The following is a 24,961-nucleotide window of genomic DNA, read 5'->3' as shown; positions in this document are numbered from 1 at the left end:
GTGAGGGAAACGCCCGGTTACATTCCGAACCCGGAAGCTAAGCCTCACAGCGCCGATGGTACTGCAGGGGGGACCCTGTGGGAGAGTAGGACACCGCCGGACTTCTTTCGTGAAAAGGCCACCCAATGTTGGGTGGCCTTTTCTCGTTTCCGGGACGAAAGGAACGTCGTGACTGAAGAAGACCGCCCGCGATCGGAGCGTAAGCCCCGCTACTCTGCTGCGGATTCCGGTGCGCGGCGTCCATCTCGCGACGGCGACTCCCGTCCGCCGCGTGCCAATGACGATCGCCCGCGTCGGGATGGCGCCGGAGACGGTCGTCCTCGTCGCGACGGTGATTCCCGTCCTCGTCGTGATGGTGATTCCCGTCCTCGTCGTGATGGTGATTCCCGTCCGCGTCGCGATGGTGATCGTCCGTCGTACCAGCGTCGTGATGCTGATTCCCGTCCGCAGCGCGATGGTGATTCCCGTCCGCGTCGCGATGGCGATCGGCCTTCGTACCCGCGTCGTGATGGTGACCGCCCGTCGTACCAGCGTCGTGATGGTGATTCCCGTCCGCGTCGTGATGGTGATCGTCCGTCGTACCAGCGTCGTGATGGTGACCGTCCTTCTTACCCTCGTCGCGATGGTGACCGTCCGTCGTACCCGCGCCGCGACGGCGACGCGCGCCCGCGTCGGGATGACCGCGACGGGGCACGTGCGTCGCGTCCGCCGCAGGGTTCCGAGCGTCGCGACATCCCGCGCGGCCCGGAGATCCCCGAAAGCGTCACGGCTCGTGACCTGCCGGGTGCCGCGCGCAACGAACTGAAGACCCTGAGCAAGGAGAACGCGGAGCAGGTCGCCCGTCACCTCGCCATGGTCGCGCAGCTGATCGACGACGACCCCGAGCTCGCGCACGAGCACGCTCTCGCGGCATCGCGCCGGGCCGGTCGCGTCGGAGTCGTGCGTGAGACGGTGGCGATCACCGCCTATGCGACGGGCGACTACGCCCTCGCGCTGCGTGAACTGCGCACCTACCGCCGCATCTCCGGAAGCGACGACCAGATCGCCATGATGGTCGACAGCGAGCGCGGAGTCGGCCGTCCCGACCGGGCGCTCGAGGTCGGCCGCGCCGTCGACCGGTCCACCCTTCCCATCGAGGTCCGCGTCGAGCTCGCGATCGCGATGTCGGGTGCCCGCCTCGACCTCGGCGAGACCGAGCGCGCGCTGCAGGAACTCGACATCCCCGAGCTCGACCCTGACCGCGCCTTCTCGTGGAGCCCCGCTCTGTTCGCGGCCCGGGCGGCTGTGCTCGAGGACCTGGGGCGTTCCGACGAAGCCGCACTCTGGCAGCGTCGGGCCGTCGTCGCCGAGGAGGCACTCGGCGCGACCGACGCCGACCGCGAGCTGATCGTGGTCGACGACATCGATGAGACCGCGGCGCTCGAAAGCGAGGCGCCGGCGGAAGCCAAGACGGAGGAGCGCGACTGATGGGGCTGTTCTCCCGCTCATCGACGACGGCGACGCCGCTCGACGGCGTGGATGCGGTCCTCGCCGACCTCGACGGCGTCGTCTATGCCGGGCCGGGCGCGCTCCCGCATGCCATCGAGAGCTTGAACCGCGCGGGTGCGTCGCGCCGGCTCGGATACATCACCAACAACGCATCCCGACGGGACTCGGTCGTCGCCGAACACCTGCGCGAGCTCGGGCTGACGTCCACCCGACCCGAAGACGTGATCACGAGCCCTCAGGCTGCCATGCGCCTGCTGCGTGAACGCGTTGCCATCGGCGCGACGATTCTCGTCGTCGGCGGTGACGGGCTCGTCCACGAGCTCGAGAAAGCGGGCTATGTGCCCACCCGTTCGGCCGACGACAACCCCGCGGCCGTCGTTCAGGGGTTCGCACCCGACGTCGGCTGGGCGCAGCTCGCCGAGGCCGCCTACGCGTTGGCCACCCCGGAGGATGAAGGCGGGATCCCCTGGATCGCCACCAACACTGACTGGACCATTCCGCAGGCGCGGGGGATCGCGCCGGGAAACGGCACCCTCGTCTCGGCCGTGCACACGGCGGTCGGCCGACTCGCGACCGTCGCCGGCAAGCCCGAGCGTCCGATCTTCGACGAGGCCGTCGCCCGCTTCGGCGCCGCGCAGCCCCTGTTCATCGGCGACCGCCTCGACACGGACATCGCCGGTGCGCAGGCAGCCGGAATCCGCTCGGTGCTCGTGCTGACGGGTATCGATCGGCCCAAGCACGTGCTCGCGGCCCCCGCCAACGCCCGGCCGACCTACATCGTCGGCGACCTGCGTGAGCTGCACGAGCCCTACCCCGAGGTCAGGACGAAGGGCGACGTGACCACGGTCGGCGCCGCATCCGTGCGCATCGACGGCGCCGACATCGTCATCGAGTCTGAAGGCGACCGCCCGATCGACCTCGTGCGTGCGGGTGCCGCCGCGATCTGGGCGACCGGCCGTGCGATCTACGGATTCCGGGTGCCGGAGCGTCTCTACGCGGATCCGTTCCACCGTCCCTGACCCCGCGTATCGTGGGAACCATGTCGATGGATGGTGCCGACCCGGGTGAGCGCGACGCCGCCACTGCGGACAGCGCGACGCAGGGCCTCGCCGAGCAATGGCGTGACGACCTGCTGTCGTCGCTCGACGTCATCGAGGATCAGCCGTTGAGCGAGCGGGCCGCGTCGTATGCGGCCCTGCATGACGAGCTGGCGCGTCGCCTCGACTCCGGTCCCACCGGCGCCGCGTGAGCACGCGTCTCGATTCGGCGCTGGCGGCACGCGGACTCGCACGCTCGCGCAGCCACGCCGCGACCCTGATCGCCGAGGGGCTCGTGTCGGTGGACGGACGCACCGTCGTGAAGGCGTCCCACCCCGTGGCGGATGACGCCACCATCGCCGTCGCCGGGGCCGACCACTACGTCAGCCGCGCGGCGCACAAGCTGATCGCCGGGCTCGACGCGTTCGGCATCCACGTCGCGGATCGGAGCGCCCTCGACATGGGCGCCTCGACCGGGGGCTTCACGCAGGTGCTGCGCGAGCGCGGCGCCCGCCCCGTCGTCGCCGTCGACGTCGGACACGGGCAGCTCGCGCCGAGCATCGCCGCAGACCCCGACGTGCTCGTCGTCGAGGGCTTCAACGTGCGCGACCTCTCGCCCGAGGCGCTGGCCGGTATGGCGGGCGCCTCGTTCCAGCCGGAGATCATCACCGGCGACCTCTCGTTCATCTCGCTGGAGCATGTCCTTCCCGCCGTCGTCTCGGTGTGCGATCCGGCGACCGATGTCGTCCTGCTCGTCAAGCCGCAGTTCGAGGTCGGTCGGACCGCCGTCAAAGGCGGGCTGGTGACCGATCCGGCCCTCCGAGCGGATGCTGTGATGGGCGTGCTGTGGTCGGCGTGGGACGCGGGGCTCGCCACGCACGGTGTCATCGCATCGCCGCTCGTGGGAACGCACGGCAATCAGGAATACGTCGTGCACCTGTGCATCCGCGCTGGTGACGCGGGCAATCCGACACAATGGATACACACGGTGGACGAACTGGCGGGAGCCCGATGACCGACGCGATGCGCAACATCCTCGTCGTCGCTCACGCGCGCCGTCCCGACACCGTCGCCGCGGCGCAACGCGTCCTCAACGCGCTGTCCGGTGCCGGGGCGCGGCCCGTGCTCGCCGCAGACGACCGCGCCGAACTCGTCGAGGCGCTCGGTGAGCTGCCCGGCGTCGCCACACTGGATCAGGAGGTCACGGTCGCCGATCTCGAGCTCGCGATCGTCCTGGGCGGCGACGGCACGATCCTGCGCGCCGTCGACCTCGTCCGAGGCGGGACCGCGCCCGTCCTCGGCATCAACATGGGCCACGTCGGCTTCCTCGCCGAGATCGAGGCCGACGACATGGACGACGCCGTCCGGCGGGTCATCGACCGCGACTACGACGTCGAAGAGCGCATGGCGCTCTCGGTCCGGGTGAAAGACGGTTCCGGCGCTGTCGTGTACGAGACCTGGGCGCTGAACGAGGCGACGGTCGAGAAGGCCAGCCGCGAACGGATGCTCGAGGTCGTCCTCGAGGTCGACCGGCGTCCGCTCTCGGCCTTCGGCTGCGACGGCGTCGTCATCGCGACACCGACCGGATCGACCGCGTACAACTTCTCCGCCGGCGGCCCCGTGATCTGGCCGGACGTCGAAGCGGTGGCCGTCGTGCCGCTCTCGGCCCATGCGCTCTTCGCCCGTCCGCTGGTGATCAGCCCCGAGGCATCCGTGGCGATCGAGGTCGGCGCGGGCACGAACGGCACCGGCATCCTGTGGGCGGATGGCCGCCGCTCGCAGGAACTCCCGCCGGGCGCCCGGGTCGTGGTGCGCCGTTCGAAGACCCCTGTGCGCCTGGCCCGACTGCATCCGGCCGCCTTCACCGACCGGCTCGTCCGCAAGTTCCGGTTGCCGGTGGTGGGCTGGCGCGGTCCGAGTCTCGAGCAGCAGGAGAGTGCGACGTGATCGAGGAGATGCGTCTGCGCGGCCTCGGCGTGATCGCCGAGGCGACCTTGCCGATAGGCCCCGGGTTCACCGCGATCACGGGTGAGACGGGTGCGGGCAAGACCATGGTCGTCACCGGGCTCGGACTGCTGCTCGGGCAACGCGCCGACTCGGGAGCCGTGCGCGCCGGTGCGCCGCAGGCATCCGTTGACGGCGTCTGGATCGTCGACGAGAGCGGGCCCGTCGCAGAGCGGGTGCGCGAGGCCGGAGGAGACGTCGAACCGATCGGCGGGGGCCGCTCCGAGCTGTATCTGGGCCGTGTGCTGTCGAGCGAGGGGCGCTCGCGCGCGAGCGTCGGAGGCCGTCCGGCACCCGCGGCGGTGCTCGCCGAGCTCGCCGAGCAGCTCATCGTCGTGCACGGACAGTCCGACCAGCTGCGCCTCAAGTCCGCCGCCGCGCAGCGCGACGCGCTCGACCGCTTCGGCGGGCCGGAGATCACCGCGGTGCGCGATCGCTACCGCGCGGCGTTCGAGGCCTGGCGTGCCGTCGATGCCGAACTGACTCAGCTCGACGCCGATCGCGATGCGCGCCGACGAGAGGCGGACGATCTACGCGCCCGCATCGCCGACATCGAGGCCGTCGCGCCGCAGCCGGGCGAGGATGCGGCGCTCGCCGAACGCGCGGAGAAGCTGGCGAACGTCGAAGAGCTGCGTGCCGCCGCAGCCACGGCACACGATGCGCTCTCGAACGACGATGAGCTCCCCGACGCGGTGTCGCTCCTCGCCGAGGCCCGGCGCGCCATCGAGCGCTCCGCGGCGAGCGATGCGGCGCTCGCCGCGTTCGTCGAGCCCCTGGCCGACCTCGGTTACCGCGCCGCCGATCTCGTGACGGGACTGAGCGCGTACCTCGCCGATCTCGACGAGAGCGGGCCGCAGGAGCTCGCGGCCGTCGAGGAGCGGCGCGCGGCGCTGAACGGCCTGCTGCGCGTGCACGGCACCCTCGACGAGGCGCTCGCGCTGCTCGAGAGCGGGTCCGCGCGACTCATGGAGCTCGACGACGACGGCGACCGCATCGAGAGACTGCGGGCTGAACGCGACGAGCTCGGCGAAGCGCTGGATGCCGCAGCCGCGGAGCTCACCGCAGCCCGCACCGCCGCCGCGGAGCGCCTCGGCGAGGCGGTGACGGCGGAACTCCGCGAGCTCGCCCTGCCCGACGCGCGACTGCTCGTCACCGTCGAGCCCGGCACTGCGTCGGTGTCGGGTCGTGACGACGTGACGATCCTGCTGGCGCCGCACCCCGGCGCCGACCCCCGGCCGGTCGCGAAGGGAGCCTCGGGTGGTGAGCTCAGCCGTGTCATGCTCGCGATCGAGGTCGTGATCGCGGGAACCGACCCCGTGCCGACCTTCGTGTTCGACGAAGTGGATGCCGGCATCGGCGGTGCCGCCGCGATCGAGGTGGGTCGACGGCTCGCACGGCTCGCCGAGACCAGCCAGGTGATCGTCGTGACGCACCTCGCGCAGGTCGCGGCCTTCGCGACGAACCACCTGACCGTCGTGAAGTCGAACGACGGCTCGGTGACGGCCTCGAGCGTGCGGCGTCTGGACGGCGGCGACCGCGAGGCCGAGATGGCGCGTCTGCTGTCCGGGCTGCCGGATTCGGGGGCCGCGATCGAGCACGCCCGAGAACTGCTGAACCTGTCGCGTTCCTGACTGATAGAATAGAAGCCCGTGACGGACACTCATCGCGCGGCCTCTTCCCAGAACACCACCAAGCAGATCTTCGTGACCGGTGGTGTGGTCTCTTCTCTCGGTAAGGGACTGACCGCCGCGAGTCTCGGCAACCTCCTCACCGCACGCGGTCTCCGCGTCGTGATGCAGAAGCTCGACCCGTATCTGAACGTCGACCCGGGCACGATGAACCCCTTCCAGCACGGTGAGGTCTTCGTCACCGACGACGGCGCCGAGACCGACCTCGACATCGGGCACTACGAGCGCTTCCTCGACATCGAGCTCACGCAGGCGGCCAACGTCACGACCGGGCAGATCTACTCGCAGGTCATCGCCAAGGAGCGCCGCGGCGAGTACCTCGGCGACACCGTCCAGGTCATCCCGCACATCACCGACGAGATCAAGCGCCGGATGCGGCTGCAGGCGACCGAGGAACCCCGCCCGGACGTCATCATCACCGAGGTCGGCGGCACCGTCGGCGACATCGAGTCGCAGCCCTTCCTCGAAGCCGCCCGCCAGCTGCGTCACGAGCTCGGCCGCGACAACGTGTTCTTCGTGCACGTCTCGCTTGTACCGTTCATGGGAGCCTCGGGCGAGCAGAAGACGAAGCCGACTCAGCACTCGGTCGCAGCCCTCCGCCAGGTCGGCATCCAGCCCGACGCCCTCGTGCTGCGCAGCGACCGTCCCGTCAGCGAGAGCAACCGCAACAAGATCGCGCTCATGTGCGACGTCGACGTCGAGGGCGTCGTGAACACCGTCGACCTGCCGAGCATCTACGACATCCCCTCGACCCTCAACGACCAGGGCCTCGACGCCTACATCACGCGCCGACTCGGGCTCGCCGAGAAGGCCGACGACGTCGACTGGACGCGGTGGAGCAAGGTCCTCGACGCCGTCCACAACCCCAAGCACGAGGTCACGATCGGCCTCGTCGGGAAGTACATCGACCTGCCCGACGCATATCTGTCGGTCACCGAAGCCCTCAAGGCCGGCGGCTTCGCGCAGGAGACCAAGGTCAACGTCACCTGGATCCCTTCCGACCTGTGCGAGACGCCGGAGGGGGCCGAGAAGGCTCTCGCGAGCATCGACGGCATCGTCGTGCCCGGCGGCTTCGGCATCCGCGGCATCGAGGGCAAGCTCGGCGCACTGAAGTTCGCGCGCGAACAGGGCATCCCCACGCTGGGCATCTGCCTGGGCCTGCAGTGCATGGTCATCGAGTACGCGCGCAACATGGCGGGCCTGTCGGGTGCGTCCTCGAGCGAGTTCGACCCGGAGACCGAGTTCCCGGTCATCGCGACGATGGCCGAGCAGGTCGACATCATCGCCGGCGGCGACCTCGGCGGCACGATGCGCCTGGGCCTGTACGAGGCCGACCTCGCCGAGGGCTCGCTCGCGGCCGAGGTGTACGGAGCCACGAAGGCCTCCGAGCGCCACCGCCACCGCTACGAGGTGAACAACCGGTACCGCGACCAGATCGCCGAGGCCGGACTGGTCTTCTCGGGCCTGTCACCCGACCGCAACCTCGTCGAGTACGTCGAGCTGCCGCGTGACGTGCACCCGTACTACATCGCGACGCAGGCCCACCCCGAGCTGCGGTCGCGCCCGACCGAGGCGAACCCGCTCTTCCGCGGGCTGGTCGCCGCCGCCCTCGACCGGCACCGCGCGAGCGAGCTGTTCGAGGTCGAGGATGCCTGAGCTGCGCGACGAACCCGTCGAGCCCGAGGTCGTCTCGAGCGAGCTCGTCTACTCCGGACACGTCTGGGACGTGCGGAGTGAGACGGTGCGTTTCGGCGACGGCGAGATCACCCGCCAGTTCGTCGACCACCCCGGGGCTGCGGCCGTCGTCGCGATCGACGACGAGGAGCGCGTGGTGCTGATCCAGCAGTACCGGCATCCGATCCGTCACCGCGACTGGGAGATCCCCGCCGGGCTGCTCGACGTCGCCGGCGAACCGCCGATCGAGACCGCCCGGCGCGAACTCGCCGAAGAGGTCGACCTGGTGGCCGAGTTGCTCGAGCCGCTCGTCAGCATCTTCACGACGCCCGGGGGCAACGACGAGATCATCCACGTCTTCCTCGCCCGCGGACTCCGTCCGGCACCGAGCGCTTACGAGCGCGAGGACGAGGAGGCCGACATGCGCGTCGAGCGCGTGCCGTTGACGGAGGTCGTCGACGGCGTGCTCGCGGGACGGTTCCGCAACGGCATCCTGGCGACGGGCGTGCTCGCGGCGGCCGAACGGCTGCGTCGGGGCTGACGGACGTGCGGCTCGACCGCGCCGTCGCGGCGTACCTGCGACACATCTCGGTCGAACGCGGGCTGTCGTCGCACACCGTCGCGGCCTATCGCCGCGACCTCGACGCGTACACCGTGTGGCTCGACGGGCAGGGCATCGACGAGACGTCGGAGATCACGGCGGAGGTCGTGACGCGGTTCGCGGAAGAAGCGGCGTCCGCCGACCCGCCGCCGGCGGCGACGTCGCTGGCGCGGCTGCAGTCGTCGCTGCGGGGACTGCACCGCTTCCTGGCCCGCGAAGGCATCGTCGACGCGGACCCGACGCAGCGGCTGCGCCCGCCCAAGACGCCGCGGCGCCTCCCGAAGGCACTGACGATCGATCAGGTCGAACGGCTGCTCGACGCCGCAGGCCCCACGCCGGGCGATGTCGCGGCGACCGACCTCGCCGCGTTGCGGGATCGAGCGCTGCTCGAGCTGCTGTACGCGACCGGCGCCCGGGTGTCGGAGATCGTGCAGCTGGATGTCGACGACCTCGCCCTCGGCGACGTGCTGCGCGTTCGAGGCAAGGGCGCGAAGGAGCGGATCGTGCCGGTCGGCTCGTACGCTCGTGCCGCGGTCGAGGCCTACCTCGCGCGGGCGCGGCCGGAGCTCTCCCGGCGCGGACGGGCGACGCCCCGGCTGTTCCTCGGGGTGCGCGGTGCTCCGCTGTCGCGGCAGAGCGCGTGGCTGATCATCCAGCAGGCGGCCGAGCGCGCTGAGCTGGCGGCCCATGTGTCACCGCACACCCTCCGGCATTCGTTCGCGACGCACCTGCTGCAAGGCGGAGCCGACGTGCGTGTCGTACAGGAACTGCTCGGGCACGCCTCGGTGGCGACGACCCAGATCTACACGCACGTCACGGTCGACGCGCTGCGAGAGATCTACGCGACCTCTCATCCCCGCGCGCGCTGAGACGCGCGCGGGCGAACGGCCCCGCAGCCCCGGCACGGCAGGATGGGAACATGAGCAGCGGCGCATCCCGGGACGACGCCGGAGCCACGCCGTTCGGCACCGAGGCGCTCACGGCGCCGCTCCCCGAGCCCGGGGAAGCGGGGCTCCGTGGCGAAGCGGGGCGGGGCGCCTCACGGATGGTCGCCGCGCGGGCGATGTTCGTCTCGGCGGTGCTGGTGCTCGGGGCGGGCGTGCTCGCGTTGCTCTTCGTCCTCTCCGTCCAATCGATCGCGGGCGGCTCGGGCCTGTCGTGGGCGACCATCGTGATCGCGGCGGTGATGGTGCTGCCACTCGCGGTGAGTCGCTTCGACGGGATGCGTCGCGCCCGGCAGGAGGCGGACGCCGCGTTGTACCGTCTGGAACGGTTCGCGACAGCGAACCGGCTCGACCTGCGCCACCGCGAGGACGACCCGCCGGAGAGCGCGACCGTCTTCGGCCTCGGCAAGCGCCGGATGGCGACCGCGGTCGTGACGGGGAGCGAGCCGCGCCCGTTCCGCTCGGCGGACTACGCGTTCGACACGTGGATCGGCCGCTACCGGATGCCGCGATCACTGACGTACCTCCGCCTCGGCATCGCGACCGAGCTGCCGCGGGCGAGCCTGGTGGCGGTGCACGCGCCGGGCGCGCCGTCCTGGCGGCCGCCCGAAGGCCAGGAGCGGATCGAGATCGGTGGCGGGTTCGACGAGCACTTCGGCGTCTGGTGTGCGCCCGCGGATGGCGACGGTGTCCGACGGATGCTCACGCCGTCCGTGCGCGCCGGCCTGGCGGCGGTGGCGCCCGATGTGGACGTCGAGACCGCCGGACGCCACGTGTACTTCCTCTCGCGCGGCGCGCTGCCGCGGTGGACCGCCCCGTTCTGGCGCTGGACCGAGGACCTGCTCGCGGTTGCCGCGCGTATCGAGGATGCCGCGGACCCTCATCCGGAGCCGTCGCCGGGCGGGGCGCTGCGCAGCACCGACGCGGAACGGGCCGAGACGCGAGCATACCTGTTCACCCGGCCCGCGGTCGGTCGCCCCGCGGCCATCGGCTGCCTGCTGCCCCTCGTCTTCGGGGTCGTCGCCGGTCTGCTCACGGCGACCTGGCGCTGAGGCTGAGACCGGTCTTCGCGGCATCCAATCGCGTCGGTTTTTCCTGGCACGGGGCAGCCCCGACCACGGGGCGAACACCGCAGGCTGACCTCATGCCCACCACAGCATCCGTCGACGCCGCAGCATCCGACGACGCCGCAGCATCGGCACGCGACATCCGGCCCGGTCCCGCGCTCGCCGTCGTCTGGATCGTCGTCGGCATCGCGGGGTGGGTCGTGTCGTTCCTGCTCTACCACGAGTACATCGGGCAGCTGACGGGCGGCGAGGCCATGATCTCGTGCGACATCAGCCCCGTCGTCACCTGCGGGCCCAACCTGCTGAGCCCCGGCGGGAACCTGCTCGGATTCAGCAACTCCATCATCGGGATCGTGCTCTTCCCGGGGGCGGTCTTCGCGGGGGTCTCGGCCCTTGCCGCGCCGGCCGGGCTTCGTCCCTGGTACTGGCGGGTGTACGCCGGCTTCGTCGCGGCGGCGTTCGTGCTCGTCCACGTCTTCGCCTACCGCAGCGTGTTCGAGTACGGCTCGCTGTGCCCGTGGTGCATGGTCGTGTGGCTCGTGACGATCCCGCTCTTCTGGGCGACCATCGGCTGGACGCTGCGCGAGGGAGTCTGGGGGAGCGCGCCGCAGCGCGTCGGGGCGCTGCTGCTGTCGTGGACCCCGCTCGTCGTCGTGACCGACTACCTCGTCATCGCGGTGGCCGCGCAGGTGCGGCTCGACGTCCTCGGCAGCCTCTGAGTCCTCGGCCCGGGGCGATACATTCGTCGGAACCTCGGTGCTGGTGTCGCTTCCGGCGCCCGTCGAGGGAACTTCCGCCCCGCGCGTCCGACGAACGTATCGGCTCGCGCCGGGTGCCTGTGCGAGAATCGATCGCACGCTACGGAAAGCAGGAGTCTCGGTGACGGACAAGTCGCGGAAGGCCGGGAAGGCCCCCACGGAGGACACCCCGATCGGACCCACCGGTCGGCCATACCGAGGTTTCCCGACCCCGCCGAAGCTCGACGGTCACGGCCCCGCGCGCATCATCGCCCTGTGCAACCAGAAGGGCGGCGTCGGCAAGACCACGACGACGATCAACCTCGCCGCATCCCTCGCCGAGTACGGACGCAAGGTTCTCGCCGTCGACTTCGACCCGCAGGGCGCGCTGTCGGCGGGCCTGGGCATCGCCACGCACGACGTCCCGACGATCTACGACCTGCTGCTCGACACCAAGCGCGACGCCCACGAGGTCATCGTGCCGACCTCGGTACCGGGTCTCGACGTCATCCCCGCGAATATCGATCTCTCGGCGGCCGAGGTGCACCTCGTCAACGAGGTCGCCCGCGAGACGATCCTGGCGCGCGTGCTGCGCGGCGTCTCGGCCGAGTACGACGTCATCCTCATCGACTGCCAGCCCTCGCTCGGGCTGCTCACGGTCAATGCGCTGACGGCGAGCCACGGCGTCCTCATCCCGCTCGAGTGCGAGTTCTTCGCGTTGCGCGGTGTCGCACTGCTGATCGAGACGATCGAGAAGGTGCGCGACCGGCTCAACCCGTCCATCGAGCTCGACGGCGTCCTCGCGACGATGTACGACCCGCGCACGCTGCACTCGCGCGAGGTGCTCGAGCGCGTCGTGGAGGCCTTCGGCGACGACGTGCTCGAGACCGTCATCGGGCGCACCGTGAAGTTCCCCGACGCGTCGGTCGCGGGAGTGCCGATCATCACGTTCGCGCCGGAGCATCAGGCCGCGCAGGCCTACCTGCGTCTCGCGCGGGAGCTCGTCGCCCGTGGCGCCGTCGCCTGACGGGCTCGCCGATGCCGCCGAGCCGGCCGAGCCCGACGCGGGCGATCCGAGCGGTCCCGGCTTCCGGGTCTCGCTGACGAACTTCGACGGGCCGTTCGACCTGCTCCTCAACCTCATCGGCAAGCACGAGCTCGACATCACCGAAGTCTCGCTGAGCAAGGTCACCGACGAGTTCATCGGCTACCTGCGCGGGCTGGAGCCCGAGGAGCTCGACGCCGCCTCGGAGTTCCTGGTGGTCGCCGCGACGCTGCTCGACATGAAGGTCGCCGGCCTCCTGCCGCAGGGCGAGCTCATCGACGCCGAGTCGGTCGCGCTGCTCGAGGCGCGCGACCTGCTGTTCGCCCGGCTGCTGCAGTACCGCGCGTTCAAACAGGTCGCCGGCTGGTTCGCCGAGCGCATCGTCGCCGAGGACCGGCGTCACACCCGCTCGGCGCGCCTCGACGAGAAGTATCGCGCAGCCGCCCCGGAGCTCGTGTGGACGCTGAGCCCCGACGACTTCGCGGCGCTCGCTACGCTCGCCTTCGCGCCGAAGGAGATCCCCGTCGTGGGTCTGGACCACCTGCACGCACCGCTCGTGTCGATCCGTGAACAGGCGGCGGTCGTCGTGACGTTGCTCCGCGGCGCGGGTACCCTGAACTTCCGCGAGCTCATCGCGGGCGTCACGCAGCCCGGCGTCGTCGTGGCCCGCTTCATCGCCGTGCTCGAGCTCTACCGCCACGCGGCGCTGTCGTTCGAGCAGCTCGAGCCGCTCGGCGAGCTGACGCTGCGCTGGACCGCCGACCGTTGGTCCGAGGAGAACCTCGCCACGCTGGGAGCCGATTATGACCGATGACCCGACACCGACCGTGGCCACGCCGATCACAGACGTCGCGCGTCGGCTGGAGGCGATCCTGCTGATCGTCGACGAGCCGCAGAGCCTCGTCGCGCTCGCCGCCGCCGTCGGCGCGCCCGTCGCTGCCGTCCGTCAGGCGGTCGCCGGTCTCGTCGCCGATTACGACGGCGAGGCGGGTGGCCCGCGTCGCGGCTTCGAGCTGCGCGAGGTGGGCGGCGGCTGGCGCATGTACGTGCGCGCCGAACACGACGCTCTCGTGAGCGAGTTCGTCAACACGCAGGCGCCCTCGCGCCTGTCGCAGGCGGCGCTCGAGACGCTCGCGGTCATCGCGTACAAGCAGCCCGTGTCACGCAGCCAGGTGGCTTCGATCCGTGCCGTCAACGTCGACTCGGTCGTGCGCACCCTGCTCTCGCGCGGGCTGGTGACGGAGGTCGGGCACGATCCCGAGACGGGGGCGATCCTGTACGGCACCACCGACGCGCTGCTGGTCAATCTCGGCATCAACTCGCTCGACGAGCTGCCGCCCATCTCGCCGTTGCTCGACGACGGCGCCGACGGTTTCGAAGGAGAGGCGACGCGATGACGGATGCCGAAGGAGTACGCCTGCAGAAGGTCCTCGCCAACGCGGGGGTGGCGTCGCGCCGCGTGTGCGAGCAGCTGATCGTCGAAGGCCGCGTGCGTGTCAACGGCACGACCGTGACCGAGCTCGGCAGCCGGATCGACCCGGGCGTCGACATCGTCGACGTCGACGGCACCGCCGTGCAGCTCGACACGACGAAGCGCTACGTGATGCTGAACAAGCCGACCGGTGTCGTCAGCTCGATGAAGGACGAGAAGGGCCGTGCCGACCTGCGCCGGTTCACCAAGGACTGGGACGAGCGCCTCTACAACGTGGGCCGCCTGGATGCCGAGACGAGTGGTCTGCTCGTGCTCACCAACGACGGCGAGCTCGCCCATGTCCTCGCCCACCCCTCCTTCGGGGTGACGAAGGTCTATATCGCGAAGGTGCGCGGGCGCGTGACGCCGCAGACGATCGCGCGCTTGACGAAGGGCGTCGACCTCGACGACGGTCCCATCGCCGCGGACAAGGCGCGACTGCTCGACACCTCCGGCGAGACGAGTCTGGTGGAGCTCACGCTGCACTCGGGGCGCAACCGCATCGTCCGACGCATGATGGCCGAGGTCGGGCATCCGGTTCTCGAGCTGGTGCGGCGCCAGTTCGGGCCGCTCCACCTGGGAACCCTCCCGGCGGGACGCGCCCGGGAGTTGACTACAGTGGAACGCGGTGCGCTGCTGACGCTCTCGCGCAGCGCCGACGGTGCCCCCGAGCACCCGACTTCTCCGGAGAACCCGTGACCGATTCCTCGCTCGATCCTGTGCGCCCCGGCCGTGCTGCACGCACGGCCGGTACCGTGCGTATCGTCGGCGCGGGCCTGCTCGGCTCGAGCATCGGTCACGCGCTTCGCCTGCTCGGCGTCGACGTCGCCCTCGACGACGCCTCGCCGGCTCAGCTGCGGCTCGCCGTCGACTACGGCGCCGGGCGCCTCGCGGCACCGGATGACCGCCCCGTGCTCGTCGTGGTCGCCGTGCCCCCGGATGTCACGGCGGATGTCGTCGAGCGCGAGCTGCGCTCCCACCCCGGCGTCGTCGTGACGGATGTCGCGAGCGTCAAGCTCGAGCCCTACCTCGAGCTGCGCAAGCGCGGCGTCGACCTCACGCATTACATCGGTTCGCACCCGCTCGCCGGCCGTGAGCGGGGCGGGGCGATCTCGGCTCGCGCCGACATCTTCGTCGGACGGCCCTGGGTCGTGTGCCGCGACGACGAGACGCGCGCTTCCGACCTCGCCGTCGTCGAGGGGCTCGCCCTGGATCTGGGTGCGATGCCGCTCGAGATGACCCCGCACGAGCACGACGAGGCCGTCGCGCTGACCTCGCACGTTCCGCAGCTGGTCGCGAGTCTGCTCGCCGGACGCTTCGTCGCGGCTCCCGAGGGATCGCTGCGCCTGACGGGCCAGGGCGTGCGCGACACGACGCGCATCGCCGCATCCGCCCCCGAACTGTGGGTGCAGATCCTCGGCGCCAACGCCGCGCCCGTCGTGGCCGTGCTCGACGACCTGGCCGGTGACCTGCGGGCGGTGGCCGACGCACTGCGCGACCCGGCGGCGCCCGGTGCTCGTCGTGCGCTCGCCGACACGATCCGCCGCGGCAATGAGGGCGTCGAGCGCCTGCCCGGCAAACACGGGCAGAACCGCCGGTTCGAGCAGATCGTCGTGCGCGTCGACGACACGGCGGGCCAGCTCGGTCGGCTGTTCGGCGATCTCGGCGAGCTCGGGGTGAACATCGAGGACCTCCGCCTCGAGCATTCCCCGGGCGCGCAGTTCGGGCTCGCGGAGCTGAGCGTCGTCCCCAGTGCCGTCCACGAAGCCGTCGCCGGGCTCGAGAAGCGCGGCTGGAAGATCGCGAGCGTCCCCCATGCCTGAGTCGCATCCCGCCCCTGAGTCGTTTCCCGTGACCGTCGCGATCGACGGGCCTGCCGGCAGCGGCAAGTCGAGCGTGTCGAAGCAGGTCGCCCGCGTGCTCGGCTACGGCTTCCTCGACACCGGCGCCGCCTATCGTGCGCTCGCCTGGCACGTGCTCGCGCACGGTGGCGACACGGCCGACGCGGATGCCGTCGTGCGCGCCCTCGACGACTTCGACTACGCGATCTCCCTCGATCCCGACGACCACTGGGTCCGCGTCGGCGATGTCTTCGTGACCGACGACATCCGTGAGCCGCGCGTCTCGGCGGCCGTCAGCGGCGTCGCGCGCGTGCCCGAGGTGCGCGAGCGCGTGAACGTGCTGTTCCGTGCGCTCGTCTCGGCATCCGGCGCGAGCGGCGTCATCGTCGAGGGGCGCGACATCACCACCGTGGTCTTCCCCGATGCGCCCGTGCGCATCCTGCTGACCGCCAGCCCCGAGGTGCGCGCCGCGCGCCGCAGCGCCGAGCTCACGGGAGAGGATGCCGCGGCTGTCGCCGAGGCGCTCCACCGCCGTGACGCGTCGGACTCGCAGGTCGTCGACTTCCTCACCGCCGCACCCGGCGTCGTGGTTGTCGACTCGACCGATTTGGACTTCGATCGGACCGTGGACGCCGTCATCGACGTCGTGCGCACCGCGACAGGAGAGAACTGATGGCTACCACCGACGACGAGTACGAGGGCGGTCCCGACCAGCTCGAGGAGAAGCTCGCGAACCTCGACGAGCATCTCGCCGACCAGCGGGCGGCGGCGCTGCGCGCATCGCTCGCCGACTACGAGCTCGATGACGACGACACCGAGCTGCTGGCCGGCTTCACGGCGGGCGGTGAGGTCGTGGAGGTGCTCCCCGCGCTGCCGGTCGTCGCGATCGTGGGCCGACCGAACGTCGGCAAGTCCGCGCTCGTGAACCGCATCCTGGGCCGCCGCGAAGCGGTCGTGGAAGACACCCCCGGCGTCACGCGCGACCGGGTCAGCTACAAGGCCGAGTGGCTCGACCGCCGCTTCACGCTCGTCGACACCGGCGGATGGGAGCCCGACGCGCGGGGCATCGACCGTTCGGTCGCCGCGCAGGCCGAGGTCGCCATCGACCTCGCGGATGTCGTGCTGTTCGTCGTCGACGCGATGGTGGGCGCCACCGCGACCGACGAGGCGGTCGTCCGACTGCTGCGCAAGTCCGACAAGCCCGTCTTCCTCATCGCGAACAAGATCGACGACGCTCGCCAAGAGCCCGAGGCCGCGGCGCTGTGGAACCTGGGCCTCGGCGAGCCGCACCCCGTCTCGGCCATCCACGGCCGCGGAGTCGCGGATCTTCTCGACGAACTCATGAAGGTGCTTCCCGAGGTCTCGGCCGTCGCCAAGAACGAGCTCGGCGGCCCGCGTCGCGTGGCGATCCTCGGCCGGCCGAACGTCGGCAAGTCGTCGCTGCTGAACAAGGCGGCGGGCGAGGAACGCGTCGTCGTGAACGACCTCGCAGGCACGACCCGCGACCCCGTCGACGAGGTCGTCGAGCTCGGCGGCAAGCTCTGGCGACTCGTCGACACCGCCGGCATCCGTCGGCGGGTGCACCTGCAGCAGGGTGCCGACTTCTACGCATCGCTGCGCACGTCGGCGGCGCTCGAGAAGGCCGAGGTCGCCGTCGTCGTGCTCGATGTGACCGAGTCGATCAGCGTGCAGGACCTCAACATCATCGACCTCGTGCTCGAGTCGGGGCGCGCGCTCGTGCTCGCGTTCAACAAGTGGGACCGTCTCAACGACACCGACATGGACAACGCCGATCGCCGCCGCTACCTGGAGCGCGAGATCGAGCAGGATCTCGCGCACGTCACCTGGGCGCCGCGCGTCAACCTGTCGGCGCGCACCGGCCGTCACCTCGACAAGCTGGTGCCTGCTCTGGAGACGGCCCTGAAGTCGTGGGATCAGCGCATCCCCACGGGCAAGTTCAACGCGTTCCTCGCCGAGCTCGTCGCCGAGCACCCGCACCCGCTGCGCGGCGGCAAGCAGCCCCGCATCCTGTTCGGCACGCAGGCGTCGACCCGTCCGCCGACATTCGTGCTGTTCACGACGGGGTTCCTCGACCCGGGCTACCGCCGCTTCATCCAGCGCCGGCTGCGCGAGCTCTTCGGCTTCGAGGGCACGCCGATCGTCACCAACATGCGGGTGCGCGAGAAGCGTCAGCGCTGACCGTCTGAGCGGCCTTCACCTGGCAGTCCGCGCCCCCACGCATCGGTTTTGTGGGCGGGGACTGCCAGGTGAAGCGCCCGACGCGGGCCGAGGGCCGAGGATTCAGCGCTTGGCGGGCGATGCCCGGCGCACCATCGCCGTCTCGTCCGGCGTCTCGAAGCCGAACTCGGCGTAGAGGCTGTGCGCGTCGCGCGTGAACAGGGTCCAGCGGAAGTCGTGCCCCGGCCCGTCGTCGATCATGCGTCGCAGGATGCGGTGCGCGATGCCTGCGCCCTGGTGCTCGGCGACGACGAAGACATCGGCGAGGTAGGCGAAGCTCGCTCCGTCCGAGACCGCGCGGGCGAAGCCGACCTGCTCGCCGGTGTCGGCACGGTATGCCCCCACGAGCCGCCAGGCCGAGTCGAGCTGCGACTCGAGCACGGGGCGTTCGCGCCACCGGCCCCAGTAGGCCTGGGACGAGAGCCAGCGCCACACGAGGTCGCGCTGGATGCGGGCGGGTGCGTCATCGATCTCGTACTCCACGTCCCCATTGTGCGGCGACCTCCCGTCGCGCCCAGCCGGTAACACGATGCCAATCACGAGCCCGTGGACCGCGGCTGTGTCAGGCTGTGTGGATGACCGACGATCACGCCGCCGCCCCGCGCCCGCCGCACGGCCCGCGCGATCCCGGCGATGCGTGGGTCGTCGCCCCCTCGGGCGAGCGGTACTGGGGACGCTTCGGTGCCGCCGGTCTGCTGGCCGTCGATCCGGAGCGCGGCGTGCTGCTGCAGCACCGGGTGTCGTGGAGCCACTTCGGCGACACCTGGGGCCTGCCCGGTGGTGCTCGTCACGCGGGGGAGTCCGCGCGGGACGGCGCGCTGCGCGAATCCGCCGAAGAGGCGGGTGTGCCCGCGGATGCCGTCGCGCCGCGGTTCCTGTCGGTGCTCGATGTCGGCGTCTGGACCTACGGCACTCTCGTGGCCGATGTCACGACGCCGTTCCGCCCGGTGATCAGCGACCCCGAGAGCCGCGAGCTGGCGTGGGTCCCCATCGATGAGGTCGAGTCGTTCCCGCTTCATCCCGGCTTCGGCGCGTCGTGGCCTCGGCTGCGCGGCCTGCTCGCGGTGCGGCCGACCATCATCGTCGACGTCGCGAACGTGGTCGGCTCGGTTCCCGACGGCTGGTGGCGCGATCGCGCCGGCGCCGCCGACCGGCTGCTCGCCCAGGTGGCTGCGCTGGCCGAACGGGGGATGGATGCCGCCGGCCTCGATCTGCCGGAGGACACGTGGTTCCCGCGCATCGTGGCCGTCGTCGAGGGGCAGGCTCGCGACGTCGCGGCGCCCGTCGGCATCGACGTCCACCGGGCGCCGGCTGCAGGCGACGACGCGATCGTCGAGGCGGCGACGGCCGCGGTGGCCGCGGGCGACCGGGTCAGCGTCGTGACATCGGATCGCGAGCTGCGCGCGCGTGTGGAGGCCGCCGGGGCACGGGCCGTGTCGACATCGTGGCTTCGCGACCGCCTGTGACGGCCATCCGGGCGCGGCGGTTGCTCGCGGCGCTGGCAGCGGTCGCGATCGTCACCGCCGGGCTCGTCGTCCACGGGCTTCTGCCCGACTCCGCCGCGACCGACATCGCGGGTGACGCCCTGTACGCCGTGCTGATCTACGTGCTCGTCGTCGTGCTCGTGCCGCGCGTGTCGGCGACGGTCGTCGCGGTGATCGCCGGGGGCTGGTGCATCGCCGTCGAGCTGCTGCAGCTGAGCGATCTGCCCGCCCGTGCTGCCGAGGCCTTCCCGCCCGCGGTCCTCGTGCTGGGCACGGTGTTCGACGCGCGCGACCTGCTCGTCTACGTCGTGTCGGTCGTCATCGCCGGGGCGCTGGATGCCGCGTGGCGCCGCCGTTCGCGGCATCCGGAGCATCCGCGCGGCTGAGGATGGTCGTCGTCGCCCCCGCGATGATGAGGTCGAGCGCCGCGGTGAACCCGTCGTCGTCGCCGTCGGCGACGCGCTCGGCCGACGCGGCTACGGTGCCCGCTGCAGCACCCCACGCGTCGGCGCTGCGCCGCTGCTGCTGGTGGAAGGTGAACCCGACGACGAAGTGGGTGATGGCGTCGGCGATGGTGTCGGCGAGCGACGCGGGTGCGCCGTGCTCGACCGCCACGGCGCGCAGCTGCGCATGCGCGGGCGGTTCGACGAGCCCGAGCGCGAGCGAGCTGGAGACGACCTCCGCGCCGTCGCGGTACGCGAGCAAGCTGTCGTGCAGACGCAGGGCGAGGTCTCGCGCGGCGCCGTCGAGCGTCGTCGACGACGGCGCATCGGCCGCGGCGAGCGGTCGCAGGATGCGCCCGCTGACCGCGGCGAGCAGCTGCTGCTTGTTCTCGACGTGCCAGTACAGCGCGCTCGGCTGCACGCCGAGGTGCTCGGCGAGACGCCGCATCGACAGGTCGGGCAGCCCGACGCGGTCGAGCAGCTCGAGGGCGGCGTCGACGACGTCGTCGCGCGAGCGGCGTGGTGCTCGACTCGCGCGGTTTGAATCGTCGGCGATCATGGCGCTACTCTACCTGAACGTCGTTCATGTGAACGGTGTTCAGGAGGAATCATGCCCCGATCGACCCACGCGGCCCGTCCCGCATTCGACGCGACCGACCTCGCACGCGCAGCGGTCTTCGCCGCCCTCATCGCGGTGCTCGGTCTGCCGGGATCGTTCACGCTGTTCGGTGGTGTCCCCATCACGGCGCAGACGCTCGGTGTGATGCTGGCGGGCGCCGTGCTCGGGCCGGTGGTCGGCGCAGCATCGGTCGGCGCCCTCCTCGCCCTCGTCGCTGTCGGCCTCCCGCTCCTCGCGGGCGGCCGCGGAGGACTAGCGGTCTTCGTAGGCCCGACGGCGGGCTACCTGGTCGGATGGCTCGTCGGTGCCGTGGTCGTCGGGCTCATCGTCCACCTCGCGGGACGGCGCCCGGTATGGTGGCGAACCGTCGCGGGGCTCCTCGTCGGAGGCGTGCTGGTCGTCTACGCATTCGGCATCCCGGTCCAGAGCGCTGTGCTGCGACTTCCCATCGAGCAGGCTGCGCTCGCGAACCTCGCGTTCGTGCCAGGTGACATCGTCAAGGTCGTCGTCGCGACGCTGGTGGTGGGCGCGCTCGTGCGCGGCTACCCGCGGGCTTTTCGGCGCACGTGGGGGCCGCGCGCGGACGCTCGGGTGACCGACGATGCGCCGACGATGACTCCCACGTCGGCATGACGGCCGGGCGACCCCGCGCGACGGCCACGACGATCGGCGGCATCCGACTCGATGCCGCGACCGTGCGACTCGGCGACGCTCAGGTGCTGGCACCCCTCACCCTCGATCTCGATGCCCGAACGATCGCGGTGGTCGGCGACAACGGGTCGGGCAAGTCGACGCTCGCCCGGCTCATCGGCGGGCTGGTGCGTCCGACGGGGGGAACGGTCCGGGTGCTCGGCTGCGACCCGGTGCGCGATGCGGCGGAGCTGCGACGTCGCGTCGCGATCGTCTTCAGCAACCCGGACGCGCAGATCGTCATGCCCACGGTCGCCGAGGACGTCGCCTTCTCGCTCCGCGGCGACGGTGCCTCCCGTGCCGAGCGCGCGGCGCGCGTCGGCCGAGCGCTCGAACGGTTCGGTCTGACCGACCTGCGCGATCACCCCGCCCACGAGCTGTCGGGCGGGCAGAAGCAGCTGCTCGCGCTCTGCGGCGCGTTCGTGCGCGAGCCCGAGCTCGTCGTCGCCGACGAGCCCACCGCATTCCTCGACGGGCGGAACGCCGCACGCATCGCGGGACATCTCTTCAGCGACACCGGCCACCGGCTGCTCCTCGTGACCCACGACCTCGAGCTCGCGCGGCGATGCGAGCTCGCCGTGCACGTGGCCGGGGGACGCGTCGTCGCGGCGGGTGGCGCGTCCGAGGTCGTCGACGCGTACGCGAGGACATGGCGATGACGTCGGCCCCGGCGTGCGGGGCGAGATGCTGACGCTCTACCGTCCGGGAGAACGTGGTTGGCACCGGATGCCGGCGGCGCCCAAGACCGTGCTGATCCTCGGCATGGTGATGATCGTCTCGCTCCTGCCGGCATCGCCCCCGACGGCAGCGGTAGCGGCGAGCCTCTGCCTGGCCTGCTACGGCATCCCGGGAACAGGCTGGCGCGAGCTCGCCCGCCAGGTGTGGGCGCTGCGGTGGCTCCTGGTCATCGCGCTCGCCGGTCAGCTGGTCTTCCTCGGTGTCGAGCCCGCGATCGTCGGGACCGTGCGCATCCTGGTCGCGATCCTCCTGGCCTCGCTGCTGGCGCTCACGACGCCGGTCGCGGCGCTCCTCGACCTCTTCGAACGAGTCCTCCGTCCCACTCGGGCGGTCGGTGCCGACCCCGAGCGCATGTCGCTCCTCCTCGTGGTGGCGCTCGGTTCCGTGCCGACGCTCGCCCGCATCGCCCGTGACGTGCGGGATGCGCACCGGGCGCGGGGAGCGCGGGGCGGCATCCGTTCGTCGGCGCTCGCGTTCATCGTCCTCGCGCTCAAGCACGCGGACGATCTGGGCGACGCCCTCACCGCGCGCGGAGTGCGCTGATCAGAGCCCGGGCGCGCCCCGACGCGCCCGGGCTCACCGCACGTCGACGTGCTCGAACCGCTCGCGCGGCACGCGGTCGAGACGCAACGGCTCGCCGTCGGAGATGCCGCATCGGCTGCCCGTCGCGCGGAATCGCTGGATCGCCCATCGACGCACCCCGCGGTCGGCGAGCGTCTCGCCGAGCTCACCGAGCCGCTCGTCGTCGATGAGATCGGGGTGCACGGTGGTGCGGACCTCGACATCGAGTGGATCGGGGGTCGCGGTGCGCTCCCGCTGAGCCGCGAGCACGAGGTCGAGCGAGCGCAGCGCAGCGCGTCCGCTCGGACCGCGACCCGTCACGCCGGCGTAGTCGCCGGCCGAGGCCTTCACATCGAGCCCGATCCACGACAGCGCCGGCAGCGCCCTCTCGAGCAGCGCCGGATACGCGCCGCCCGTGTGCAGCCCGACGTCGAACCCGAGCGCGCGGGTCCGTGCGATCGCGTCGGGAAGGGCGCGTTGCATCGTCGGCTCACCGCCCGAGAAGACCACCCCGTCGAGCAGGCCGCGGCGCTCGCCGAGGAAGGCGGCGACCGCCTCCCATGGCATGGTGCCGCGCCCGCGCGGATCGATCAGATCGGGATTGTGGCAGTAACGGCAGTCCCAGGGGCAGCCCTGGAGGAAGACTGTCGCCACCAGGCGGCCGGGCCAATCGACCGTCGAGAACCGTGAGAGTCCCGCGATGCGCAGACGGGATGCCGCGTGGTCGTGCGCCGGAGGCATGTCACACGACCGCCGCGGCGCGCTCGTACGAGAACGCCCGGCGCTCGGCCGCCTCGCCCTTCTTGCCGATGTTGAACGACGCGACCGGGCGGAAGTAGCCCATCACCCGCGTCCACACCTCGCACTCGGCGCGGCACTGCGGGCACGTCGCGTGGTCGCCCGAGAGGTAGCCGTGCTGCGGGCAGATCGAGAACGTCGGCGTGATGGTGATGTACGGGATGCGGAACCGCTCGAGCGAACGGCGGACGAGGGCCTTGCACGCCTCGCCCGTCGGTGCAGCCTCGCCCATGTAGAGGTGCAGGACGGTGCCGCCGGTGTACTTCTGCTGCAGACCCTCCTGGAGTTCCATCGCGAGGAACGGGTCGTCGGTGAAGGCCACCGGCAGCTGCGACGAGTTCGTGTAGTACGGGTTCGTCGCCGTCCCGGCATGACGAATGCCGTCGAAGCGTGCGATGTCGGCGCGGGCGAAGCGGTAGGTCGCCGACTCGGCCGGGGTGGCCTCGAGGTTGTAGAGGTGCCCGGTCTGCTCCTGGAACTCGACCATGCGTGCGCGCACGTGATCGAGCAGGTCTGCGGCGAACCGCATCCCCTCGTCCGTCGTGATGTCGTGCGTGTCGCCGAAGAAGTTGCGCACCGCCTCGTTGAGCCCGTTCACGCCGATCGTCGAGAAGTGGTTGTCGAGGGTGCCGAGGTAGCGCCTGCTGTAGGGGAAGAGACCGGCGTCGAGGTGGCGTCCGATGACGGCCCGTTTCGCCTCGAGACTGTCGCGGGCGATCTCGAGCAGCCGGTCGAGCTGCGCGTACAGGCCCGGGCGATCGCCGGCGTGCACGAACCCGAGCCGTGCGCAGTTGACGGTGACCACTCCGACGGAGCCGGTCTGCTCCGCTGATCCGAACAACCCGTTCCCGCGCTTGAGCAGCTCGGTGAGGTCGAGCTGCAGCCGGCAGCACATCGACCGGATCATCCCGGGGTCGAGGTCGGAGTTCACGAAGTTCTGGAAGTAGGGCAGGCCGTACTTCGCCGTCATCCCGAACAATGCGTCGACCTCGGGGGCGTCCCAGTCGAGGTCTTTCGTGATGTTGTAGGTCGGAATCGGGAAGGTGAAGGCTCTCCCGTCCGCGTCGCCCTCCGTCATCACCGACAGGAAAGCACGATTGATCATCGCCATCTCGGGCGCGAGGTCGCCGTAGGTGAAGTCGGCGAGGCGACCGCCCACGAGCGGGCGCTGTTCGGCGAGGTCGTCGGGGCAGGTCCAGTCGAAGGTCAGGTTCGTGAAGGGCGTCTGCGTTCCCCACCGTGACGGGACGTTGAGGTTGAACACGAGCTCCTGGATGCCCTGGCGCACCGCTCGGTCATCGAGTGCGTCGAGCCGCACGAACGGGGCGAGGTACGTGTCGAACGAGCTGAACGCCTGCGCTCCCGCCCATTCGTTCTGGAGAGTCCCGAGGAAGTTGACGATCTGCCCGAGGGCGCTCGAGAAGTGTTTCGGCGGGGTCGACGAGATCGCGCCCGAAACCCCGTTGAACCCCTGCTCGAGCAGTTGGCGCAGCGACCAGCCGGCGCAGTAGCCGGCGAACACGTCGAGATCGTGGATGTGGATGTCGCCGTCGCGGTGCGCTGCCCCGGCCTCGGGCGCGTAGACCTCGTCGAGCCAGTAGTTGGCGATCAGCTTGCCGGACGCGTTGAGGATGAGGCCGCCCAGGCTGTAGCCCTGGTTGGCGTTCGCGTTGACGCGCCAGTCGCGTCTCTCGAGATACTCCTCGACGGTTGTTCGGACGGGGATTGAGCGCATGGTCATGTGAGTCCCTTCACGAGGCGCCCCAGATGTGGGGGTCGGTTCTCGATTCAGC

28 protein-coding genes and 1 rRNA gene are annotated in these 24,961 nt (G+C 71.0%); 25 read left to right on the top strand and 4 right to left on the bottom strand.

All coding sequences use genetic code 11. The features are described 5' to 3' along the window. The 20 genes from rrf to der form a co-directional block, all read left to right on the top strand. A 5S ribosomal RNA gene (gene rrf / locus ACU6RU_RS11990) occupies positions 1-102 on the top strand; the annotation flags it as partial. A gap of 169 nt (positions 103-271) precedes the next feature. Further along, a complete protein-coding gene (locus ACU6RU_RS11985) occupies positions 272-805 on the top strand; it encodes a hypothetical protein (RefSeq protein ID WP_446726628.1) in 534 nt (177 codons plus the stop codon). Positions 806-852: 47 nt separating this feature from the next. Next, complete coding sequence (locus tag ACU6RU_RS11980; protein ID WP_259455362.1) at positions 853-1,467, top strand: hypothetical protein; 615 nt, start codon at positions 853-855, stop codon at positions 1,465-1,467. Then, positions 1,467-2,507 carry an HAD-IIA family hydrolase gene (locus tag ACU6RU_RS11975; protein WP_289330156.1) on the top strand — a complete coding sequence of 347 codons (1,041 nt, stop codon included), beginning with the start codon at positions 1,467-1,469 and terminating at the stop codon, positions 2,505-2,507. The genes ACU6RU_RS11980 and ACU6RU_RS11975 overlap by 1 nt, the downstream gene beginning before the upstream one ends. Before the next feature lie 20 nt (positions 2,508-2,527). Continuing rightward, complete coding sequence (locus ACU6RU_RS11970; RefSeq protein ID WP_120264519.1) at positions 2,528-2,737, top strand: hypothetical protein; 210 nt, start codon at positions 2,528-2,530, stop codon at positions 2,735-2,737. After that, positions 2,734-3,540 (top strand): TlyA family RNA methyltransferase, encoded by an 807-nt coding sequence (locus ACU6RU_RS11965; protein ID WP_289330155.1) that lies wholly within the window; start codon positions 2,734-2,736, stop codon positions 3,538-3,540. Before ACU6RU_RS11970 ends, ACU6RU_RS11965 begins: the two co-directional genes overlap by 4 nt. Beyond that, entirely contained in the window at positions 3,537-4,472 is a 936-nt protein-coding gene (locus ACU6RU_RS11960) for an NAD kinase (RefSeq protein ID WP_120264521.1), read from the top strand. The genes ACU6RU_RS11965 and ACU6RU_RS11960 overlap by 4 nt, the downstream gene beginning before the upstream one ends. After that, positions 4,469-6,160 (top strand): DNA repair protein RecN, encoded by a 1,692-nt coding sequence (gene recN / locus ACU6RU_RS11955; protein ID WP_446726627.1) that lies wholly within the window; start codon positions 4,469-4,471, stop codon positions 6,158-6,160. The genes ACU6RU_RS11960 and recN overlap by 4 nt, the downstream gene beginning before the upstream one ends. 18 nt (positions 6,161-6,178) lie before the next feature. Then, positions 6,179-7,873, top strand: coding sequence for a CTP synthase (locus tag ACU6RU_RS11950; RefSeq protein ID WP_120264523.1), 1,695 nt, complete (start codon positions 6,179-6,181; stop codon positions 7,871-7,873). Next, complete coding sequence (locus tag ACU6RU_RS11945; protein WP_446726626.1) at positions 7,866-8,432, top strand: NUDIX domain-containing protein; 567 nt, start codon at positions 7,866-7,868, stop codon at positions 8,430-8,432. Before ACU6RU_RS11950 ends, ACU6RU_RS11945 begins: the two co-directional genes overlap by 8 nt. A gap of 5 nt (positions 8,433-8,437) precedes the next feature. Continuing rightward, positions 8,438-9,361 (top strand): site-specific tyrosine recombinase XerD, encoded by a 924-nt coding sequence (xerD, locus tag ACU6RU_RS11940; protein ID WP_446726625.1) that lies wholly within the window; start codon positions 8,438-8,440, stop codon positions 9,359-9,361. Between the two features lie 50 nt (positions 9,362-9,411). Then, entirely contained in the window at positions 9,412-10,488 is a 1,077-nt protein-coding gene (locus ACU6RU_RS11935) for a hypothetical protein (RefSeq protein WP_446726624.1), read from the top strand. Positions 10,489-10,580: 92 nt separating this feature from the next. Then, on the top strand, positions 10,581-11,222 hold the full coding sequence (locus ACU6RU_RS11930; RefSeq protein WP_120264527.1) for a vitamin K epoxide reductase family protein: 642 nt from the start codon (positions 10,581-10,583) through the stop codon (positions 11,220-11,222). Between the two features lie 160 nt (positions 11,223-11,382). Beyond that, positions 11,383-12,267: a ParA family protein gene (locus ACU6RU_RS11925; RefSeq protein WP_120264528.1), complete on the top strand. Its 885-nt coding sequence runs from the start codon at positions 11,383-11,385 to the stop codon at positions 12,265-12,267. Beyond that, positions 12,251-13,099 carry a segregation and condensation protein A gene (locus tag ACU6RU_RS11920; protein ID WP_120264529.1) on the top strand — a complete coding sequence of 283 codons (849 nt, stop codon included), beginning with the start codon at positions 12,251-12,253 and terminating at the stop codon, positions 13,097-13,099. The genes ACU6RU_RS11925 and ACU6RU_RS11920 overlap by 17 nt, the downstream gene beginning before the upstream one ends. Further along, positions 13,089-13,682, top strand: coding sequence for an SMC-Scp complex subunit ScpB (gene scpB / locus ACU6RU_RS11915; RefSeq protein WP_120264530.1), 594 nt, complete (start codon positions 13,089-13,091; stop codon positions 13,680-13,682). Before ACU6RU_RS11920 ends, scpB begins: the two co-directional genes overlap by 11 nt. After that, complete coding sequence (locus tag ACU6RU_RS11910) at positions 13,679-14,455, top strand: pseudouridine synthase (protein ID WP_446726623.1); 777 nt, start codon at positions 13,679-13,681, stop codon at positions 14,453-14,455. The genes scpB and ACU6RU_RS11910 overlap by 4 nt, the downstream gene beginning before the upstream one ends. Further along, the gene (locus tag ACU6RU_RS11905; protein WP_120264532.1) at positions 14,452-15,579 is read left to right on the top strand and encodes a prephenate dehydrogenase; all 1,128 of its coding nucleotides are present in this window, start codon (positions 14,452-14,454) and stop codon (positions 15,577-15,579) included. Before ACU6RU_RS11910 ends, ACU6RU_RS11905 begins: the two co-directional genes overlap by 4 nt. Beyond that, on the top strand, positions 15,572-16,270 hold the full coding sequence (cmk, locus tag ACU6RU_RS11900; protein WP_120264533.1) for a (d)CMP kinase: 699 nt from the start codon (positions 15,572-15,574) through the stop codon (positions 16,268-16,270). The genes ACU6RU_RS11905 and cmk overlap by 8 nt, the downstream gene beginning before the upstream one ends. Next, the gene (gene der, locus ACU6RU_RS11895) at positions 16,270-17,796 is read left to right on the top strand and encodes a ribosome biogenesis GTPase Der (protein ID WP_120264534.1); all 1,527 of its coding nucleotides are present in this window, start codon (positions 16,270-16,272) and stop codon (positions 17,794-17,796) included. Before cmk ends, der begins: the two co-directional genes overlap by 1 nt. Positions 17,797-17,898: 102 nt before the next feature. Here der and ACU6RU_RS11890 read toward each other — a convergent pair whose 3' ends face one another. Then, a complete protein-coding gene (locus ACU6RU_RS11890) occupies positions 17,899-18,318 on the bottom strand; it encodes a GNAT family N-acetyltransferase (RefSeq protein WP_289330149.1) in 420 nt (139 codons plus the stop codon). 92 nt (positions 18,319-18,410) lie between these two features. On the opposite strand from ACU6RU_RS11890, the gene ACU6RU_RS11885 reads away from it, so the two are divergent. Both ACU6RU_RS11885 and ACU6RU_RS11880 read left to right on the top strand, forming a co-directional pair. After that, positions 18,411-19,301: an NUDIX domain-containing protein gene (locus tag ACU6RU_RS11885; RefSeq protein WP_446726622.1), complete on the top strand. Its 891-nt coding sequence runs from the start codon at positions 18,411-18,413 to the stop codon at positions 19,299-19,301. Further along, positions 19,298-19,705 (top strand): DUF2809 domain-containing protein, encoded by a 408-nt coding sequence (locus tag ACU6RU_RS11880; protein WP_446726621.1) that lies wholly within the window; start codon positions 19,298-19,300, stop codon positions 19,703-19,705. Before ACU6RU_RS11885 ends, ACU6RU_RS11880 begins: the two co-directional genes overlap by 4 nt. Here ACU6RU_RS11880 and ACU6RU_RS11875 read toward each other — a convergent pair. Beyond that, complete coding sequence (locus ACU6RU_RS11875; protein ID WP_446726620.1) at positions 19,638-20,321, bottom strand: TetR family transcriptional regulator; 684 nt, start codon at positions 20,319-20,321, stop codon at positions 19,638-19,640. The two genes, ACU6RU_RS11880 and ACU6RU_RS11875, sit on opposite strands and share 68 nt — an antisense overlap. Before the next feature lie 51 nt (positions 20,322-20,372). On the opposite strand from ACU6RU_RS11875, the gene ACU6RU_RS11870 reads away from it, so the two are divergent. From ACU6RU_RS11870 to ACU6RU_RS11860, 3 genes are read left to right on the top strand one after another with little or no spacing between them, the layout of a single operon-like run. Beyond that, positions 20,373-21,014 carry a biotin transporter BioY gene (locus tag ACU6RU_RS11870; RefSeq protein WP_446726619.1) on the top strand — a complete coding sequence of 214 codons (642 nt, stop codon included), beginning with the start codon at positions 20,373-20,375 and terminating at the stop codon, positions 21,012-21,014. Continuing rightward, complete coding sequence (locus tag ACU6RU_RS11865) at positions 21,011-21,730, top strand: energy-coupling factor ABC transporter ATP-binding protein (protein ID WP_446726618.1); 720 nt, start codon at positions 21,011-21,013, stop codon at positions 21,728-21,730. The genes ACU6RU_RS11870 and ACU6RU_RS11865 overlap by 4 nt, the downstream gene beginning before the upstream one ends. A 25-nt stretch (positions 21,731-21,755) precedes the next feature. Continuing rightward, positions 21,756-22,352 (top strand): energy-coupling factor transporter transmembrane component T family protein, encoded by a 597-nt coding sequence (locus tag ACU6RU_RS11860; RefSeq protein WP_120265144.1) that lies wholly within the window; start codon positions 21,756-21,758, stop codon positions 22,350-22,352. 33 nt (positions 22,353-22,385) lie between these two features. On the opposite strand, the gene ACU6RU_RS11855 is transcribed toward ACU6RU_RS11860, so the two are convergent. Then, on the bottom strand, positions 22,386-23,111 hold the full coding sequence (locus ACU6RU_RS11855) for an anaerobic ribonucleoside-triphosphate reductase activating protein (protein WP_289330144.1): 726 nt from the start codon (positions 23,109-23,111) through the stop codon (positions 22,386-22,388). A gap of 1 nt (position 23,112) precedes the next feature. Then, a complete protein-coding gene (locus tag ACU6RU_RS11850) occupies positions 23,113-24,909 on the bottom strand; it encodes a ribonucleoside triphosphate reductase (protein WP_446726617.1) in 1,797 nt (598 codons plus the stop codon). Positions 24,910-24,961: the final 52 nt, after the last annotated feature.

Source organism: Microbacterium sp. F1-18 (genome assembly GCF_052921305.1).
Note: the sequence above shows the minus strand (reverse complement) of the source record. Positions and strands in the feature narration are given on the sequence as shown.